This window comes from Pseudoalteromonas sp. SiA1, assembly GCF_018732205.1.
Classification (GTDB): domain Bacteria; phylum Pseudomonadota; class Gammaproteobacteria; order Enterobacterales; family Alteromonadaceae; genus Pseudoalteromonas; species Pseudoalteromonas tetraodonis.
Window position 1 is genome coordinate 2,269,089 of the sequence record NZ_CP076084.1, and the last position, 15,931, is coordinate 2,285,019.

The window sequence follows — 15,931 nt, forward strand, 5'->3', positions numbered from 1 at the left end:
ATACTCAACGTCTCGTGCAAAAATTGTGCGACGATAATCATCTAAAAACGCAACTTTGGAGCCTCAATGAGCGCTGTGATTAAGACCCCTGAAGAAATCGAGAAAATGCGTGTAGCCGGCCGTTTGGCTGCTGATGTGCTAGAAATGATCGAACCACATGTGGTACCAGGTATCACCACCGATGAGCTAAATACAATTTGTCATGATTATATTGTTAATGTGCAAGATGCCGTTCCTGCTCCTCTTAATTATCATGGTTTTCCAAAATCAATTTGTACCTCGGTAAATCATGTAATTTGTCACGGAATTCCGAACGACAAAGCATTAAAAGACGGTGACAGTGTCAATATTGACATTACTGTTATTAAAGATGGTTACCATGGTGATACTTCAAAAATGTTCCATGTTGGCACACCTAACATTCAAGGCAAACGCCTTGCAGAAGTGACTCAAGAAAGCCTTTACCTTGCCATTAAAATGGTAAAACCGGGTGTTCGCCTTGGTGATATTGGTGCAGCTATTCAAAAATATGCAGAGAGCTTTAATTACTCTATCGTCCGTGAATACTGCGGGCACGGTATTGGCAGTGAATTTCATGAAGAACCACAGGTAATGCATTACGGAAAACCAGGTACAGGCGAAACATTAAAAGCCGGTATGTGTTTAACAATCGAGCCCATGGTCAATGCAGGCAAACGCCAATGTAAATTACTAAAAGACGACTGGACTGTGGTAACAAAAGACCGTAGTTTATCAGCTCAGTGGGAACATACCTTACTGGTAACTGAAAATGGTGTTGAAATTTTAACACTACGATCAGATGATACTATCGATAGAATCATCGAGCACTAATAGTAGTGTGTGCTTAATCATAGTAATAACAGGCTTTAGCCTGCGTACAGATTAAGTGGTTTGCTGCAAAGGGAAATAACATGATTTATTCCCTTTGCAGCAAACACAGTATAAAAATAACTTAATCCAAGACTTATAATGCAGTCCATATATAGGAGCCAGCCTAAGTGGCATTACCTAACAAAGTAAAAAAGTTGCTCAATGATGCTCAGCAACTTAGCGAATACCGCGATTGCTCCGCCTATTTTTATAAATGGTTGCATAATGAATTCTCAAAACAACCCGTTGGTAATCTAATAAACGCCCGTGCAGAATTTATAGACCGGTTACTGATTAAACTCTTTCATGTTTTCGATTTAGCCCACGAGCCAGATCTCGCTTTAATTGCTGTAGGAGGTTATGGTCGCGGTGAACTTCATCCCTACTCCGACATTGACTTTTTACTGCTTGTTACCCAGCAACCCAATGACGATATTTGCGAAAAAATTGGCCAGTTTGTCACTATGCTGTGGGATCTTAATTTAGAAATAGGTCACAGTGTACGTACCATTGAACAAGCCATAGAGCAAAAACGTGAAGATGTTACCTTTGCCACCAGCCTACTAGAAAGCCGATTAATTTTCGGCAACCATATTGAATTCGAAAAGCTCAAAAGTCACCTCATCGAAAGGCCTGTATGGGGCTCTGGAGAGTTCTTTGTTGCAAAAGTACAAGAGCAAAATTTACGCCACAAAAAATGCCATGGTACGGCTTATAATCTAGAGCCTAATATAAAAGAAAATCCAGGCGGGCTGCGCGATTTACAAACGATTATTTGGGTTGCTAAAAAACACTTTAGAGCCGAAACCCTGCAAGAGCTGATAAATCACGGCTACCTAACTCACGAAGAATATCAAGAACTGTTAGAGTGCCTTGAAAATTTATGGAACATTCGCTTTGCTTTGCATTTAGCCGCGGGTCGCTCAGAAAACCGTTTATTGTTTGATCACCAGCCGCAAGCGGCTGAAATTTTGGGTTTTGGTAGTGATGGAAAAGCCTCTGTTGAGCGCATGATGAAACGCTTGTTCAGAATAATGAGCCGTGTTCGTGAACTTAATCAAATGCTACTTTCGTACTTTGAGCAAAGTATTTCACCAGACAGCAGCCAAGCCACCGTTGAAGAGCTTGACCGCAATTTTGAACGCGTTGGCCATCAAATTCGGGTAAAAAGTCCGTCAGTATTTTTTAGGCGTGACCAACTTTTTGTATTATTTGAGCACATTGCTGATCACCCAGAAATTACCCATATATACCCAAGCACTATTCGAACTATCCGCCAAGTGCGTCGTCGCTTATTAGGTGACTTACAAGATTATGCTGCGTGCCGCGAAGCTTTTTTACGTATTATAAAGCACCCTAACGGCATGGGCCGTGCATTTACGCTGATGCATAAGCACGGCATGATTGCGGCTTACCTTCCGCAGTGGCGCAATATTTTTGGCCAAATGCAGTTTGATTTGTTTCATGCCTATACCGTAGATGAACATACCCATAAATTAATTAATAATATTTACCAATACTTCGATAAAACCAGTATTAGTGATTTTCCAATTTGCAGTGAAATAGTCACGCGTATGGATAAGCCCGAATTACTCTATTTGGCTGGTATTTTTCATGATATTGCTAAGGGGCGTGGTGGCGATCACTCAGAGCTGGGCGCTGTTGATGCCATAGCGTTTTCAAAGCTGCATGGTTTTGCCTCTTCAGATGGTAAACTCATAGCGTGGTTGGTAAGCAATCACTTACTTATGTCGGTAACTGCGCAACGTAAAGATATTAACGACCCCGATGTAATAAAAGATTTTGCATCGCGAGTAAAAACCGAACGCCAACTCGATTACCTCTATTGTTTAACCGTGGCTGATATTCGAGCCACCAATGACAACCTATGGAATGACTGGAAAAACACGCTGCTGCGCGAGCTTTATTTGCACACACAGCGCGCCTTGCGCCTTGGGCTTGAAAACCCAATGGATCAACGCGACCAAATTCGTGATAAAAAGCACCAAGCTAAGCAACGCCTGCTTAATTTGCATTATCACGAGGAGCAAATTGACTTAATTTGGAGCCGTTTTAAAGCAAATTACTTTACCGCTTTTAGTGAGCAACAAATTTCTTGGCATACTGAGCACTTACTCAAGTGCACTGATTTAAGCCAGCCCAGTGTTATCGTTTCTAATAAAGCGATGCATGGCGGTACCCAAGTGTTTGCTTATAGCCCCTATTCAGGTGCCCTCTTTGCTCGACTGGTAAGTGTTATTGGCTCTAAAAAAGCGCAAATTCAGCACGCCCAAGTACTGACCACCAAAGATGGCTACGTACTGTTCAACTTTGTTATTTTAGAAGTTAACGGCGATCCGATTGCCAGTAGCCGCGCACAATCGATTAAACGCGGATTAGAGCAAGCGCTTCATGATCCACGTAAAAAAATACGCTTTAAAAAGAGCCGATCACAGCGTTTTAAAGACTTTAATATTAAACCTAAAATTGTACTGCGCCCGCACCCTCGTAAGGATCGTAGCTTAATAGAAATTCAAGCGGTTGATATACCTGGACTATTAACTAAAATAGCCGAGGTTTTTCAAGCTTACTTACTCCACATACATGCCGCACGTATTACCACGGTAGGCGAACGTGCAGAAGATTTCTTTGTGGTATCAAATAACGAATATCAAGCGCTGACTGATGAAGAGCAAGCAAAAATTCATCAGGCATTACGTAAAAAACTCAACGCCGAAATTGAATAAGAGGACACTATGTCAGATTTAAAAACCATGATTGAAAATGCGTGGGATAACCGCGACAGCATTAGCCCTGCTACAGTATCAAGCGATGTTAAACAAGCGATTATAGATGCGCTTGAGCTATTAGATAGCGGCGCTGCTCGCGTTGCAGAGAAAATTTCAGGCGAATGGGTTGTTCACCAGTGGCTTAAAAAAGCAGTACTACTTTCATTTAGAATTCGTGAAAATCAGCCAATGAACGACGGCGTAAACCAATTTTACGACAAAGTACCGCTTAAATTTAGCGACTACACGCCGGAGCAATTTCAGCAAGGCGGCATGCGTGTCGTACCCAACGCCGTTGCTCGTAAAGGCAGCTTTGTAGGTAAAAATGTCGTATTAATGCCATCGTACGTAAACATAGGTGCATTTGTTGACGATGGCACCATGGTTGATACATGGGCGACAGTGGGCTCATGTGCTCAAATTGGCAAGAACGTACACTTATCTGGCGGCGTAGGCATAGGCGGCGTTTTAGAGCCGTTACAAGCGAATCCTACCATCATTGAAGACAACTGTTTTATTGGCGCACGTTCAGAAATTGTTGAAGGCGTAATTGTTGAAGAAGGCGCCGTTATTTCAATGGGGGTTTACATTAGCCAAAGTACCCGTATTTACGACCGTGAAACCGGTGAAATTCACTATGGCCGCGTGCCTGCCGGCGCTGTTGTGGTTCCAGGTGCACTGCCTTCAAAAGATGGCAGCCATAGCTTGTATGCGGCTATTATTGTGAAAAAAGTAGATAAACAAACTCGCGAAAAAGTGGGCATTAATGCCCTACTGCGCTCGATTGATGAGTAATACGGTGCTTGGATTGAGTGAAACGAAACCCAACGATACTTTTAAAGTTAAGTACTTTAGCTAAACTTTAATTGAATCTTTAAAAGCCTTAAACCCTTCTGGGTTTAAGGCTTTTTTGTTTTTTAGCTATAGCAGATAGCCACATCGTTGAGTATGCTCATCGCAATTGCGTTGCTTTGTTAGATGCCTACAACTATAGTGAATTAACGCATAGTTCGATTGTCGAGGTTAAGTTGTTGCGGCTTTTTGTAATAAGTTGGTTGATATTATTATGTTCAAAACACGTCTTTGCTAATGACTTCAATACCTTTGAAAAAAAATTAGACGAAGCCGAAGATTATCTTACTGTTAATCCAGCTCAATCTATTACTATTTTAGAAAACCTCACAGGGTTACAACTCATGCCGCCAGAATTATTTATCCGCTGGCACCTTATCTATGCCCGTACAGCAGTACCTACAAGTCACTATGACGAGCTTTATACATCGATTGACGCAATATTTCAGCATCATCAAACTGATTATTTCAAACAAAAACTGACCACCATTATGAGTGCCTTGGGAATATGGCTTCGCCATGCAGAATATTTAGACGATGCCCAGTACTCATTTAAATGTGCTTACAAATATGCTCAAAACGATCGTCAACGCTTAACACTCACCAACAGTATGGCATTGGTTGCTCGCTCGCAAGATGACTTTGCAAAAGCGCGTGCTTTATACCTCGACAGTCATAAGATCACCACACAATTACAGCTTCCCAATGTAACCGCACTGATAGAAAGTAACTTAGGTTATTTAGCCCTGGATGAGGGCAATATACCCGAAGCTGAGCGCTATTTTAGAAGTGCATTAAGAAATAACCAAAACATTGATAAACGCGCGGGGCAAATCTCAACCGGGCTTAATTTATTAATGGTTTTTTTGATTCAAGAGCAGCAAATTAATTTTGAGCGACTCTATAGCCCAACGGCCACATTAACCCATGCCTTTCCCAATGAAGCGAAACAAGCATTACTTTTTTGGCTTGAAATAGGCTACAAAAATTTGACTGGGGGTTTTATAAGCCAAAAAGACAAACAACAGTTACAAACAGCGTATGAGCAATTAGAAAGCGATAAAATGAAACAACTAGTCGCGCGCTATTTAGCCAACAAGCTAGATGTAGCTGTAACCTTACCCGCCCCTATTGTCGCTAAGGACTTTACCAGCCCTTGGTTTGAGCTGGTAAAGCAATGTGATTGGAAACGCTAAGACTCGATTTAGTCCTTAGCCTATATAAGGCTATACCCCTCTAAAATAAATACTTTAATACTCTCACATCAACTTTCTCTTACTTTCTTTTTTAAAACCAAGCTGCTGTAAATATTAACTTTAATTTAAAAAAGTGACATTTTTAAGCTGCAAAATTAGCCAACCCTAGTGAATTTATAATAAGGTAGTCAGGCATACTTGAAAGTTAGCAATTAATATTAAGGATTAATATGACAAAAACTGCTTTACGCTCAACCATTTTGCTACCTGTATTTTTGCCTGCAGTATTTATTATTCTACTTTTGGTGATTGGTACAAGTAGTAACCCTGAACTCGCTGGTCAGGCATTTAGTGTTGCCCTTATGTGGATAACAGAAACCTTTGGCTGGTTTTATATGTTGTCTGTCGCTATTTTCTTGGTATTTATTGTCTCAGTCGCGGCTTCTAGCTGGGGGAATATAAAATTAGGCCCTGATCATGCACAGCCACAATACAGCTTTGGTGAATGGTTTGCCATGCTCTTTTCTGCCGGTTATGGCGTGGCACTGCTTTACTTTGGTGTTGCTGAACCTGTGCTGCATTACGCATCCCCGCCATCGGGGGCGGCTGAAACCGTTGATGCCGCCAAGCAGGCAATGCAAATTGCCTTTTTCCATTGGGGATTTCATATTTGGGCTATCTATGGAATTGTTGGTTTAGTGCTTGCTTATTTTGCATTTCGCCATGGCTTACCACTGTCTATTCGCTCTGCCTTGTATCCACTTATTGGCGATAAAATTTATGGCCCAATCGGCCATACTGTGGATGTATTTGCCATATTAGGTACTTTATTTGGTATTGCCACTACACTAGGGCTTTCGGTTACTCAAATAAATGCTGGCCTACATTACTTATGGCCAAACATCCCTATTAATACCACAGTGCAAATTACCGCGATTGCCGTAATTACTGCCGCAGCTACGCTCTCAGTAGTTGCCGGGATGGATAAAGGGGTTAAGCGATTATCAATTATAAACATGGCATTGGCCATCTCATTAATGGCCTTTGTCTTTTTTATCGGCCCGACTATCCATATTCTAGAATCATTTTTACAAAATACCGGCAGTTACCTAAGCGGCATTGTTGAACGTACCTTTAATTTACAGGCATACAGCCGCAGTGATTGGATTGGTAACTGGACCTTATTTATATTTGGCTGGACGATTGCGTGGGCACCGTTTGTGGGTATGTTCATCGCAAAAATTAGCCGCGGCAGAACCATCCGACAATTTGTTGTTGGGGTAATGTTAGTTCCCACTATTTTTACCTTTTTATGGTTTTCAGTCTTTGGTGATACCGCACTTAACTTAATTATGAATGAGGGATTTGATACCCTTATTGGCGATGTACAAGCAAATCATGCCGTCGCATTATTTCAATTATTTGAAGTGTTACCACTGTCATTTTTCATTTCACTGCTCACTGTCATTTTGATCATAACTTTTTTTGTTACATCATCTGATTCAGGCTCTTTAGTCATTGATTCACTCGCCTCTGGAGGAAGCATTAATACGCCGGCTTGGCAACGCGTGTTTTGGGCGGTACTTGAAGGTGCTGTGGCGGCTGTTTTATTAGTTGCAGGCGGACTAAGTGCGCTGCAAACCATGACCATAGCCAGTGCCTTACCCTTTGCTATTATTATGCTAATTGCCACGGCGGGGCTTTGGCGAGCTCTAAAAATTGAAGGCCATCGAGACACCAGCTTGCAAGCACATACACTTAATAGCCGCAACATTAACTTGTCTCACTGGAAGCGTCGTTTAGCGGCTATGGTCAATTACCCTAATAAAGAAAAAGTACATACTTTTATTGGTAGCGTGGTAGTTGAGGCAATGAAAGCCGTACAAGCAGAATTGAAATCTAGACAATGGCATGCAGTGGTGGAATTTGATACGGATTTAGGCCGCGCTCATTTAACGGTACTGCGCCATGAACATGTGGATTTTGTTTATGATATTCGCCTTACCGAGCATCCTATGCCAAGCTTTGCTTACTCAGAGCTAAAGCCTGATAACAACGATGCTGAAAAGTATTATAAGGCCGACGTGTTTTTACGTCGTGGTGGTCTGTCATACGATGTTTATGGCTACACTGAAGATGATATTGTGAAAGATATTCTTGACCAATTTGAGAACTACTTACACTTTCTAGGTAATAGCCCAGGCGAACTTCCTTGGGATATGGCCGAACATGATGACATGTTAAATACCGATAAAGCTTAACGGATGCAGTCAATATTGGTAAAACGGTAATTAAAAATAAAAAAGGCACTGTAAAGTGCCTTTTTATTAACTCAAATATAATTAATTACAGCGCGTTAAACACATCATCTGTTTTAGCGGCACAAATAAAATCGTTTTTATGCAAACCTTTAATTGAATGGCTCCACCAAGTAACAGTTACTTTACCCCATTCGGTTAATAGACCAGGGTGATGGCCTTCATCTTCAGCCATATCGCCAACTTTATTGGTAAATGCAATAGCCTGCTTAAAGTTTTTAAACTTATAAACGCGCTCTAATTGCATAATACCGTCGCGTACTTCCGGCACCCAATCAGGGATTTTTTTAATTAATTCAGCCAATTCTGCATCTGATACTTTTGGAGCATCTGCATGACAGGCTTCACATTTTTGTTCACTTAATGAAGACATTTTAAATCCTTAATTCTAGTGTTACTTTTATTAAAAAACTAACTAGCTAATTTTTCTTTTGGGGGAAATTTCGGCTCGTGTAAACCAAGCGCCTTAGCTTGCTCAACTAAAGTCATTATATCCATTTGCGATATTTCAAACAGATCATGAATCGAATTAATGGTGTAGTACAGCGGCTGCATAATATCAATACGGTATGGCGTGCGCAGCACATCTAGCACATTCATTGGATTAATTTCTGGTGTATCTGAATACACGTATTGGGTTTCTCCTGGGCTTGATAAAATACCGCCCCCGTAAATACGTAATCCTTTTTCAGTTTGCATCAAACCAAATTCGACCGTAAACCAATACATGCGCGCTAAATAAACGCGGTCTTTTTTCTCTGCCGCGTAACCTAGTTGCCCGTACTTATGCGTAAATTCAGCAAAGTCAGGATTTGTTAGCATGGCACAGTGGCCGAATATTTCATGAAAAATATCTGGCTCTTGTAAATAATCAAATTCTTCACGGCTACGAATAAACGTAGCAACAGGAAACTGCTTGTTGGCCAGTAGTCTAAAAAACTCATCAAAGTCGATAAGTGCAGGTACAGGTGCTACTTGCCAACCTGTTGTTGCCAATAGCACTTCGTTTAGCTCACTTAGCTGTGGAATACGATCATGCGGTAGATTAATTTTTTTTAACCCTTCCATGTACTCGTCACAGGCTTTGCCTTCAATGCACGCAAGTTGGCGTGCTACAAGCTCAGACCAAATTTTATTTTCTTCATCGCTCCAATGTATAACGCCATTTTCATCTGGTGTTTTAGAGGTGTAATTACTTGCTTTAGCCATAAATACCTTCTTTGGGTTTAAACCCTAAATCGGTGTCAAAATAATAGCCACATGCTCGGCTATTCGATGTAGCCATACTATGCAAAAGTGAACAAAAGTTTAATAGCTTGACTCAGATCAATACTTTCGCAGAACGCGAAGATCGTAAATTTATAATTACACCAAAGCAAAGATAAAAACACACCCTATATTTAACAGCTCTTACAGATCGAAATCTCTGTAAATAATAAATTACATCTTACGATATTTTAGTAAATGCTTGGTTGAGATCGTTAATAATATCGTTAACATCTTCAAGCCCAACAGATAAGCGAATTAAACCATCACTAATTCCGGCTGCTAATCTTTCTTCGGGTGTGTAAGGCGAATGGGTCATAGATGCAGGGTGTTGAATAAGTGTTTCAGCATCGCCTAAGCTAACCGCTAAAGTACATAGCTTCATGCTATCAATAAACTGCTCACCGTCGGTTAAACTCCCTTTAATTTCAAAAGCAATAACACCGCCAGCTGCTTTCATTTGCTTACCAATAAACCGATGACCTGGGTGCGACTTCAGTCCAGGATAGTACACTTTACTCACTTGAGGGTGAGCCTCTAAATATTCAGCAATTGTTTGCGCACTCTGGCAATGACGCTCTACCCGTATAGCTAATGTTTTTAAACCTCGGTTAATTAACCATGCATCGTGTGGGCTAATCGTCGCGCCTATATCTTTTAACACCGTCATTTTAATATGTGTAATGTGCTCAAGGGATCCACACACAATACCTGCGACTACATCGCCGTGACCATTTAAATACTTGGTAGCACTGTGCATAATAATATCGATGCCGTATTGTTTAGGTGACTGTAGCAGCGGCGTTAAAAAGGTATTGTCGACCACACTTATTAAATTATGCTGTTTTGCTACATCACCAATAAGTGCTAAATCAATAACGGCCATCGTTGGGTTTATCGGGGTTTCTGCAAATATCATTTTTGAGTTTGGCTTTATTGCAGCACGTAACTCATCTTCATTGGTCATATCCACAAAGGTGACTTCAATGCCCCAACGCGGCAACATATGCGCAAAAAAAGCAAAGGTGCAACCATAAAGCGCACTTGATGCAACTAAGTGATCGCCTTGTGATAAAAAGCTCAGTACTGAAGCCGATACCGCTCCCATACCTGTAGCCGTTGCCGCTGCAGCCTCACAGCCCTCTAATTGCGCCACTTTTTGTTCAAGTTCAGTGGTGGTAGGGTTACCCAAACGCGTATAAATATAACCGGGCTCATCGCCAGCAAACCGTGCAGCACCTTGGGCGGCATTTTCAAAATGAAATGTCGATGTTTGGTATAATGGCGAGGTTAATGCGCCATGGGGATCATTGGCTTTTTGTGGACCATGGATACATTGGGTGTGTGGATGATGCTTGCTCATTATGTGCTCTCGTTTTTATTATGTGTGTCAATTACATAAATAAAACGCACCGCACTTTAAATCACAAGCATGCCGGATGCTCAGATGGCTATTTGTGCAAACTTTACTCAAAAAGCTGTACACAAATATTGCCAACTATTTACTCTCGGCTCTCTTAGTGCGACTCATAATTTTACTCGCAACCCCTTGAACAGTGCCTTTTAACAAGCTGCGTTTATTTTCAAGACGCGGTAAGGGTCGGCTTAATTCCATGGCTTTATAGCCTATACGTGCTGTAAATATACCCGCACTGACGCCTTGCGCGGCTCGCCCTGAAAGTTTGCCTAATAGCTCAGCACTAAGTGCCGTGGCCGCTAAATCAGATACAAGCTCTGCACTGCCTACAAACATGACTTGTTTTAACAGCATTCGATAGAGTTTAATGCGACTGGCGTAACCAAAACCAATGCCATAAATTTTACCTATTTGTTCAATTAATTTTGTACCGCGCCATAACACCGCCATCATATCCACCAGCGCAAGAGGGCTTAATGCGACTAATAAGGCTGACTCTGTTGCAAAGCGGTTTATAAGCTTTTTAGCTTGGGTGTCTTGCGTTACCAGTAGGCTATTAGCGTAAAGTGTCATTATTTCTTTATCACTATGGTGCGTAGCAACTTGGTTTTTAAAGTTTTCAAAATTGTCTAACTGCTGGTGCTTGTTCAATTTTTCAAGCCAAGGGAGTGCACCACCCACTTGCTCACTGTTTAATAACCTATCGGCTTCATGGCGATGCAGCTGATTACGCTTTAAACTGCGCAACATCCGATACTCTCGCCATAACAATCTTGTTATTAATAACACACCGCTTACCACAGCGGTTAAATAAACACTGCCCAAAATAAGCGATTGCTGATAAGCAAGCACAATAGAAAACCCAAACTCTAGCAGTACTAAAATAATAAAGCTGAGCGCAAACAAGCCTTTGAGCGTTTGCCATTTTGACTTTTTATACACCGGCTCTAAATCAACTTCAGGCTCAAGCGCATCATCCTCAAGCTCAGAGGTGTAATCACTTTGTCCGTGTTCAATAATTTTAGCGGGTGTTAACGCAGGCTCGTTTTGCTCAATATTTTGTGCATTAATACGACGCCCTGCTTGAAACTGTTGCGTTGACTCAATCATGTTAATTTGTCTCCTAGCAGGTACTGCATCACATGATCTAATCGAATATGTTTAAGTTGTTTGTCGGGGCTTGGCATCGGCGAAAATGACAAAAATTCAAACCCTTGCGCTGGCCACTCACTTTTATTAAGCATTCGACTTGGCGGCTCTGGTGGTAAATAAGTCAGCCACTCATGCTCATTTAAAGGTTTACCGTAAACGCAATCAAGAGTTTGACCTTTATCAACCACTTGGCGAGGTTGGGTTGCGGTAATTGATGACATAGCCATAGTTTCAATTTGTACACCGTCAAACTTTAAATGATTACTTTGCTCTTTGACCAGCGAGTCTAGTAACAAGGCTAACGCTTTATGATGCTTAGCACTGATGTGATCTGACTTATTAGCAGCAAACAATATTTTATCAATATTCGGTTTGAATAAACGTTTAAAAAAGCCAGACTCCCCATAACTAAAATGTGCCAACAATTGATTAATAACACGGCTTTGCTCATGCAAAGTTTCATGGCCTTCATTTAATGCACTGAGTACATCAACCAACACAATTTGGCGGTCAAAGTGACGAAAATGCTCATTATAAAATGGCTTAACGACTTCTTTCACGTAAGCATTAAAACGTTTAATTAAATGCGCTAAATTAGAACCCGCCACCACATCGTCTTTCATCATTTCAGGGTTTATTGGAAAAAATAACAATAACGGCGCACCTTGCAAGTCGCCCGGCATTAACATTCGCCCGGGTTGTAGCATCGCAAGTTTGGTGTCTTTTTTTAGCCCTACCAGCATGCGTTGATAACGTTGTGCAATGTTAGCAAGCTCACTTTCATCCACAGGGGCATGTAAATCAAGTTGCTCTACGGCGTGTAAAAAATCGCCTGAGGTAGCGCTGCGAGGAGACTGATTTAATAATGGGTATTGCTGTTCACACCACGCAGTATAGCTTTGTTCAAGCATAGGTAAATCGAGCAGCCATTCGCCTGGATAGTCAATAATATCAAGGTATAACGTTGATTGCGGTGAAAAATGACCTCGCAGACCCGCATTACTTTGGTATTTAATCGCCAAGCGCAGAGTATTTATTCGCTCTGTAGACGCCGGCCAGGCAGGGTTACCTTCCATTGGCAGTAAGGCACTCATTGCACGGTTATAATCAAAGGTGGGCACGTTTAATGCCTCTTGCGGCACAATTTTAGTGGCAATATGACGATGCTCGCGCATCACATCAAAAAAAGGTAAGTTGTTGTCATTCGCCTGAGAGGTTAAGTGCTTAACTAACGCACTTATAAACGCGGTTTTACCACTGCCGCTCAACCCAGTTACAGCAAGCTTAACATGTTGGTCTAAACTACGGTGCAGGGCTTTTTGTGCTTTGCCTTTAAAAGTTTTAAAGGTCTTTTTTGCAAATGATTGGCTCATAAAGTGTTTTGCACCCTATCTGCCGTAATTGTTCACGTTACAAACAAGGTGCTTATCAATCCTTTAAAGTTTATTAATTTCACGACTGACTGTAAATTCGCTTGAGGTAACGTAACGTTCCATCTCTTGTAAGCGAACATCAACACGTGTTAAACGCTCTTTTAAGTCTTGTAATGCACGACGAGGTGGCTCGCCCTTTTGCCATACTTTAAACTTAACTTCTAGTGGGTCATCACTGTAAGTTGAATGCGTTTTATGTGTTGCAGCAGGTTTTTTATCTAAAATAAACCATGCTGCAATGTACGCTACCACAAATAATGGGCCACCGGTTAGTAGTACCGCACTAACAAATATAATGCGAACTAACCATAACTCCATATTAAAGTAGTCACTTAAACCGGCACATACGCCAGCTATTTTGCCGCGTTGTGGGTCTCTGAATAATTCGCGTTTAGTGTTCATACTTTTTGTCTCCACTGAGGTGACTCTTGATCAAGCAACGCTTCTAATGTTTCTACTCTATCAGCCATTTTTTCAGCTTTTTGTGCAAGCTCCAATAATTGGCGATGCTCATGCTCACTCAACCCTTGGCTTACTTGCTTTTTGCTACGGTAGTGTAAAATTAACCACAGTGGCGCAACAAAAATCATAAATAAGATAAAGGGGGCAACTAGTATCTCTGGATCAAACATAATCCTCTCCTGATAATCCGTATTCTATGTTGATGTCAGGGGCACGTGGCCCCTGATATTATCGTTTTATTTATTTGCGAGTTTCTTTTTAAGTTCAGCTAACTCGTCATCAATCTTTTCATTCTTTTGTAAGTCTGCAATTTCATCAGCTAACGTTTGTTTACCTAAATCATAAGACTCTATTTGAGATTCTAGCCCATCAATTTTGGTTTCGTAACGTTCAAAGCGATTAAGTGCATCCTCTACTTTAGAACTATCAAGCGCTTTTTTAACTTCAAGGCGCGACTCAGCCGAGCGTTGACGTAAAATAATCGCTTTTTGACGTGCCTTAGCATCTGCTAGCTTTTCTTGTAGCGTAGTTACCTCTTGTTGTAGCTTCTCAATATGAGACTCTACATGGTCAAGTTCACTTTCTACCGCAGCAACTGCGTCGGCTGATTTTTGCTTTTCAAGTAATGCTGAGCGTGCTAAATCGTCACGATCTTTGCTCAGTGCCAATTCGGCTTTATCTTGCCAATCGTTTACTTGGGCTTTTAGTGTGTCTACGCGACGTACTAATTCTTTTTTCTCAGCGAGTGTTTTTGCTGATGTAGAGCGTACCTCTACCAGTGTATCTTCCATCTCTTGGATAATAAGACGAACCATTTTTTCAGGGTCTTCTGCTTTATCTAAAATGGCATTGATATTAGAATTAACAATGTCTGCAAAACGTGAAAAAATTCCCATAACATATACCTCTATTATTTAATCTAAATGTGTCTGCTTTTATTAGTATCAATATGCTTGCCAACTTTTTTAATTTTAAAATAGCAATAAATTTCAAATAGTTAAATGTAAATTACAAATTGCTTTTGTTATCAATCATAATGAAATACACTAACTGTTAGTAAAAATGACTAAGAGTTAGGAAATATGAGTCAATATCGCCAACAGGATAATTTGCTCGGCCAATCAGACAGCTTTTTATCGGTTCTTGATCAGGTATCGCAGCTAGCAAACCTAGATAAACCCGTACTTATTATTGGTGAACGTGGTACCGGTAAAGAGCTTATTGCAGCACGTTTACACTTTTTATCCAAGCGCTGGGATCAAAGTTACGTCAAACTCAACTGTGCGGCATTAAACGAAAATCTACTCGAAAGTGAATTATTTGGCCATGAAAGTGGTGCATTTACTGGCGCAAGTAAACGCCATGAAGGCCGATTTGAGCGGGCTAATAGCGGCACCTTATTTTTAGATGAGTTGGCAAATACTTCTGCCCTAGTGCAAGAAAAGCTATTAAGGGTAATAGAGTATGGTGAGTTTGAGCGTGTTGGCGGCAAACAAACGGTTAAAGTAGATACGCGCTTAGTCTGTGCGACCAATGAAGACTTACCGCATTTAGCGCAGCAAGGTGAATTTAGAAGCGATTTACTCGATAGGCTCGCATTTGATGTGATCACTCTACCGCCACTGCGCGAACGCCAAGACGATATTATGTTACTGGCTGAGCAATTTGCAATGAATATGGCACGCGACTTAGAGTGGGAGTTATTTAGTGGCTTTACTCGCAATGCACAAGAAAGTTTACTCAGTTATGAGTGGCCGGGTAATGTGCGTGAGCTTAAAAATGTGGTGGAGCGAAGTCTGTATCGCCACGGCAATGAACACATCCCTGTGCATAAAATTATTTTAGACCCATTCGAAAGCCGCTTTAGACCTAAAGCACGTATTAAACATACACAAGCCCCTGTTGCTGTGCAAAATGAAGTTGTTAACACCCAGCCCACAGAAGCGCCTGTAACACCGAGTTTGAGTAACGCAGAACCTGAGTTTCCTTGTGACTTAAAAACACTCTCTAATGAATTTGAGATCACATTAATAAAAAAAGCATTAGAACATAGCCAATTTAATCAAAAGAAGACTGCAGAAGTACTTGGTTTAACGTATCATCAATTACGTGGTTATTTGAAAAAATACAATTTGCTGGAATAGTAGAGGTTGTG

At 41.1% G+C, this 15,931-nt stretch carries 14 protein-coding genes; 6 read left to right on the forward strand and 8 right to left on the reverse strand.

Features of this window, described 5'->3' with window-relative positions; all coding sequences use genetic code 11:
• The first annotated feature begins 66 nt into the window (after nucleotides 1-66).
• The 5 genes from map (at nucleotide 67) to KK487_RS10525 (ending at nucleotide 7,989) form a co-directional block, all read left to right on the forward strand.
• A complete protein-coding gene (gene map / locus KK487_RS10505; protein WP_008467527.1) occupies nucleotides 67-852 on the forward strand; it encodes a type I methionyl aminopeptidase in 786 nt (261 codons plus the stop codon).
• Nucleotides 853-1,019: 167 nt separating this feature from the next.
• A complete protein-coding gene (gene glnD / locus KK487_RS10510) occupies nucleotides 1,020-3,638 on the forward strand; it encodes a [protein-PII] uridylyltransferase (RefSeq protein ID WP_016899280.1) in 2,619 nt (872 codons plus the stop codon).
• Nucleotides 3,639-3,647: 9 nt separating this feature from the next.
• Complete coding sequence (gene dapD, locus KK487_RS10515; protein WP_013465432.1) at nucleotides 3,648-4,475, forward strand: 2,3,4,5-tetrahydropyridine-2,6-dicarboxylate N-succinyltransferase; 828 nt, start codon at nucleotides 3,648-3,650, stop codon at nucleotides 4,473-4,475.
• A gap of 236 nt (nucleotides 4,476-4,711) precedes the next feature.
• Nucleotides 4,712-5,728, forward strand: a complete 1,017-nt coding sequence (locus KK487_RS10520; RefSeq protein WP_024601803.1) for a tetratricopeptide repeat protein — start codon at nucleotides 4,712-4,714, stop codon at nucleotides 5,726-5,728.
• A 230-nt stretch (nucleotides 5,729-5,958) separates the two neighbouring features.
• Complete coding sequence (locus tag KK487_RS10525; protein ID WP_215521752.1) at nucleotides 5,959-7,989, forward strand: BCCT family transporter; 2,031 nt, start codon at nucleotides 5,959-5,961, stop codon at nucleotides 7,987-7,989.
• 85 nt (nucleotides 7,990-8,074) lie between these two features.
• On the opposite strand, the gene KK487_RS10530 is transcribed toward KK487_RS10525, so the two are convergent.
• From KK487_RS10530 to pspA, 8 genes are all read right to left on the reverse strand, one after another.
• Complete coding sequence (locus KK487_RS10530) at nucleotides 8,075-8,419, reverse strand: 4a-hydroxytetrahydrobiopterin dehydratase (protein ID WP_013465435.1); 345 nt, start codon at nucleotides 8,417-8,419, stop codon at nucleotides 8,075-8,077.
• A gap of 38 nt (nucleotides 8,420-8,457) precedes the next feature.
• Nucleotides 8,458-9,255: a phenylalanine 4-monooxygenase gene (gene phhA / locus KK487_RS10535; RefSeq protein WP_013465436.1), complete on the reverse strand. Its 798-nt coding sequence runs from the start codon at nucleotides 9,253-9,255 to the stop codon at nucleotides 8,458-8,460.
• Between the two features lie 238 nt (nucleotides 9,256-9,493).
• On the reverse strand, nucleotides 9,494-10,675 hold the full coding sequence (megL, locus tag KK487_RS10540) for a methionine gamma-lyase (protein WP_076922202.1): 1,182 nt from the start codon (nucleotides 10,673-10,675) through the stop codon (nucleotides 9,494-9,496).
• A 135-nt stretch (nucleotides 10,676-10,810) separates the two neighbouring features.
• Complete coding sequence (locus KK487_RS10545; RefSeq protein ID WP_215521753.1) at nucleotides 10,811-11,839, reverse strand: TIGR01620 family protein; 1,029 nt, start codon at nucleotides 11,837-11,839, stop codon at nucleotides 10,811-10,813.
• A complete protein-coding gene (locus KK487_RS10550) occupies nucleotides 11,836-13,254 on the reverse strand; it encodes a YcjX family GTP-binding protein (RefSeq protein WP_024601800.1) in 1,419 nt (472 codons plus the stop codon). The genes KK487_RS10545 and KK487_RS10550 overlap by 4 nt, the downstream gene beginning before the upstream one ends.
• Before the next feature lie 63 nt (nucleotides 13,255-13,317).
• Entirely contained in the window at nucleotides 13,318-13,716 is a 399-nt protein-coding gene (gene pspC, locus KK487_RS10555; RefSeq protein WP_013465440.1) for an envelope stress response membrane protein PspC, read from the reverse strand.
• Nucleotides 13,713-13,946, reverse strand: a complete 234-nt coding sequence (gene pspB / locus KK487_RS10560) for an envelope stress response membrane protein PspB (RefSeq protein ID WP_008111014.1) — start codon at nucleotides 13,944-13,946, stop codon at nucleotides 13,713-13,715. Before pspB ends, pspC begins: the two co-directional genes overlap by 4 nt.
• Nucleotides 13,947-14,012: 66 nt before the next feature.
• Nucleotides 14,013-14,672 carry a phage shock protein PspA gene (gene pspA, locus KK487_RS10565; protein WP_016899278.1) on the reverse strand — a complete coding sequence of 220 codons (660 nt, stop codon included), beginning with the start codon at nucleotides 14,670-14,672 and terminating at the stop codon, nucleotides 14,013-14,015.
• 186 nt (nucleotides 14,673-14,858) lie between these two features.
• Here pspA and pspF point away from each other — a divergent pair, with 186 nt between their 5' ends.
• A complete protein-coding gene (gene pspF / locus KK487_RS10570) occupies nucleotides 14,859-15,920 on the forward strand; it encodes a phage shock protein operon transcriptional activator (protein ID WP_033104002.1) in 1,062 nt (353 codons plus the stop codon).
• The last annotated feature ends 11 nt before the right edge of the window (nucleotides 15,921-15,931 follow it).

Bases quoted from the DNA above. Each gene is read 5' to 3' on its own strand.
- KK487_RS10550 (WP_024601800.1), bottom strand. From the start codon at position 13,254: ATGAGCCAATCATTTGCAAAAAAGACCTTTAAAACTTTTAAAGGCAAA.
- pspA (WP_016899278.1), bottom strand. From the start codon at position 14,672: ATGGGAATTTTTTCACGTTTTGCAGACATTGTTAATTCTAATATCAAT.
- map (WP_008467527.1), top strand. From the start codon at position 67: ATGAGCGCTGTGATTAAGACCCCTGAAGAAATCGAGAAAATGCGTGTA.
- KK487_RS10525 (WP_215521752.1), top strand. From the start codon at position 5,959: ATGACAAAAACTGCTTTACGCTCAACCATTTTGCTACCTGTATTTTTG.
- pspC (WP_013465440.1), bottom strand. From the start codon at position 13,716: ATGAACACTAAACGCGAATTATTCAGAGACCCACAACGCGGCAAAATA.
- pspF (WP_033104002.1), top strand. From the start codon at position 14,859: ATGAGTCAATATCGCCAACAGGATAATTTGCTCGGCCAATCAGACAGC.
- megL (WP_076922202.1), bottom strand. From the start codon at position 10,675: ATGAGCAAGCATCATCCACACACCCAATGTATCCATGGTCCACAAAAA.
- KK487_RS10530 (WP_013465435.1), bottom strand. From the start codon at position 8,419: ATGTCTTCATTAAGTGAACAAAAATGTGAAGCCTGTCATGCAGATGCT.
- dapD (WP_013465432.1), top strand. From the start codon at position 3,648: ATGTCAGATTTAAAAACCATGATTGAAAATGCGTGGGATAACCGCGAC.
- phhA (WP_013465436.1), bottom strand. From the start codon at position 9,255: ATGGCTAAAGCAAGTAATTACACCTCTAAAACACCAGATGAAAATGGC.
- pspB (WP_008111014.1), bottom strand. From the start codon at position 13,946: ATGTTTGATCCAGAGATACTAGTTGCCCCCTTTATCTTATTTATGATT.
- KK487_RS10545 (WP_215521753.1), bottom strand. From the start codon at position 11,839: ATGATTGAGTCAACGCAACAGTTTCAAGCAGGGCGTCGTATTAATGCA.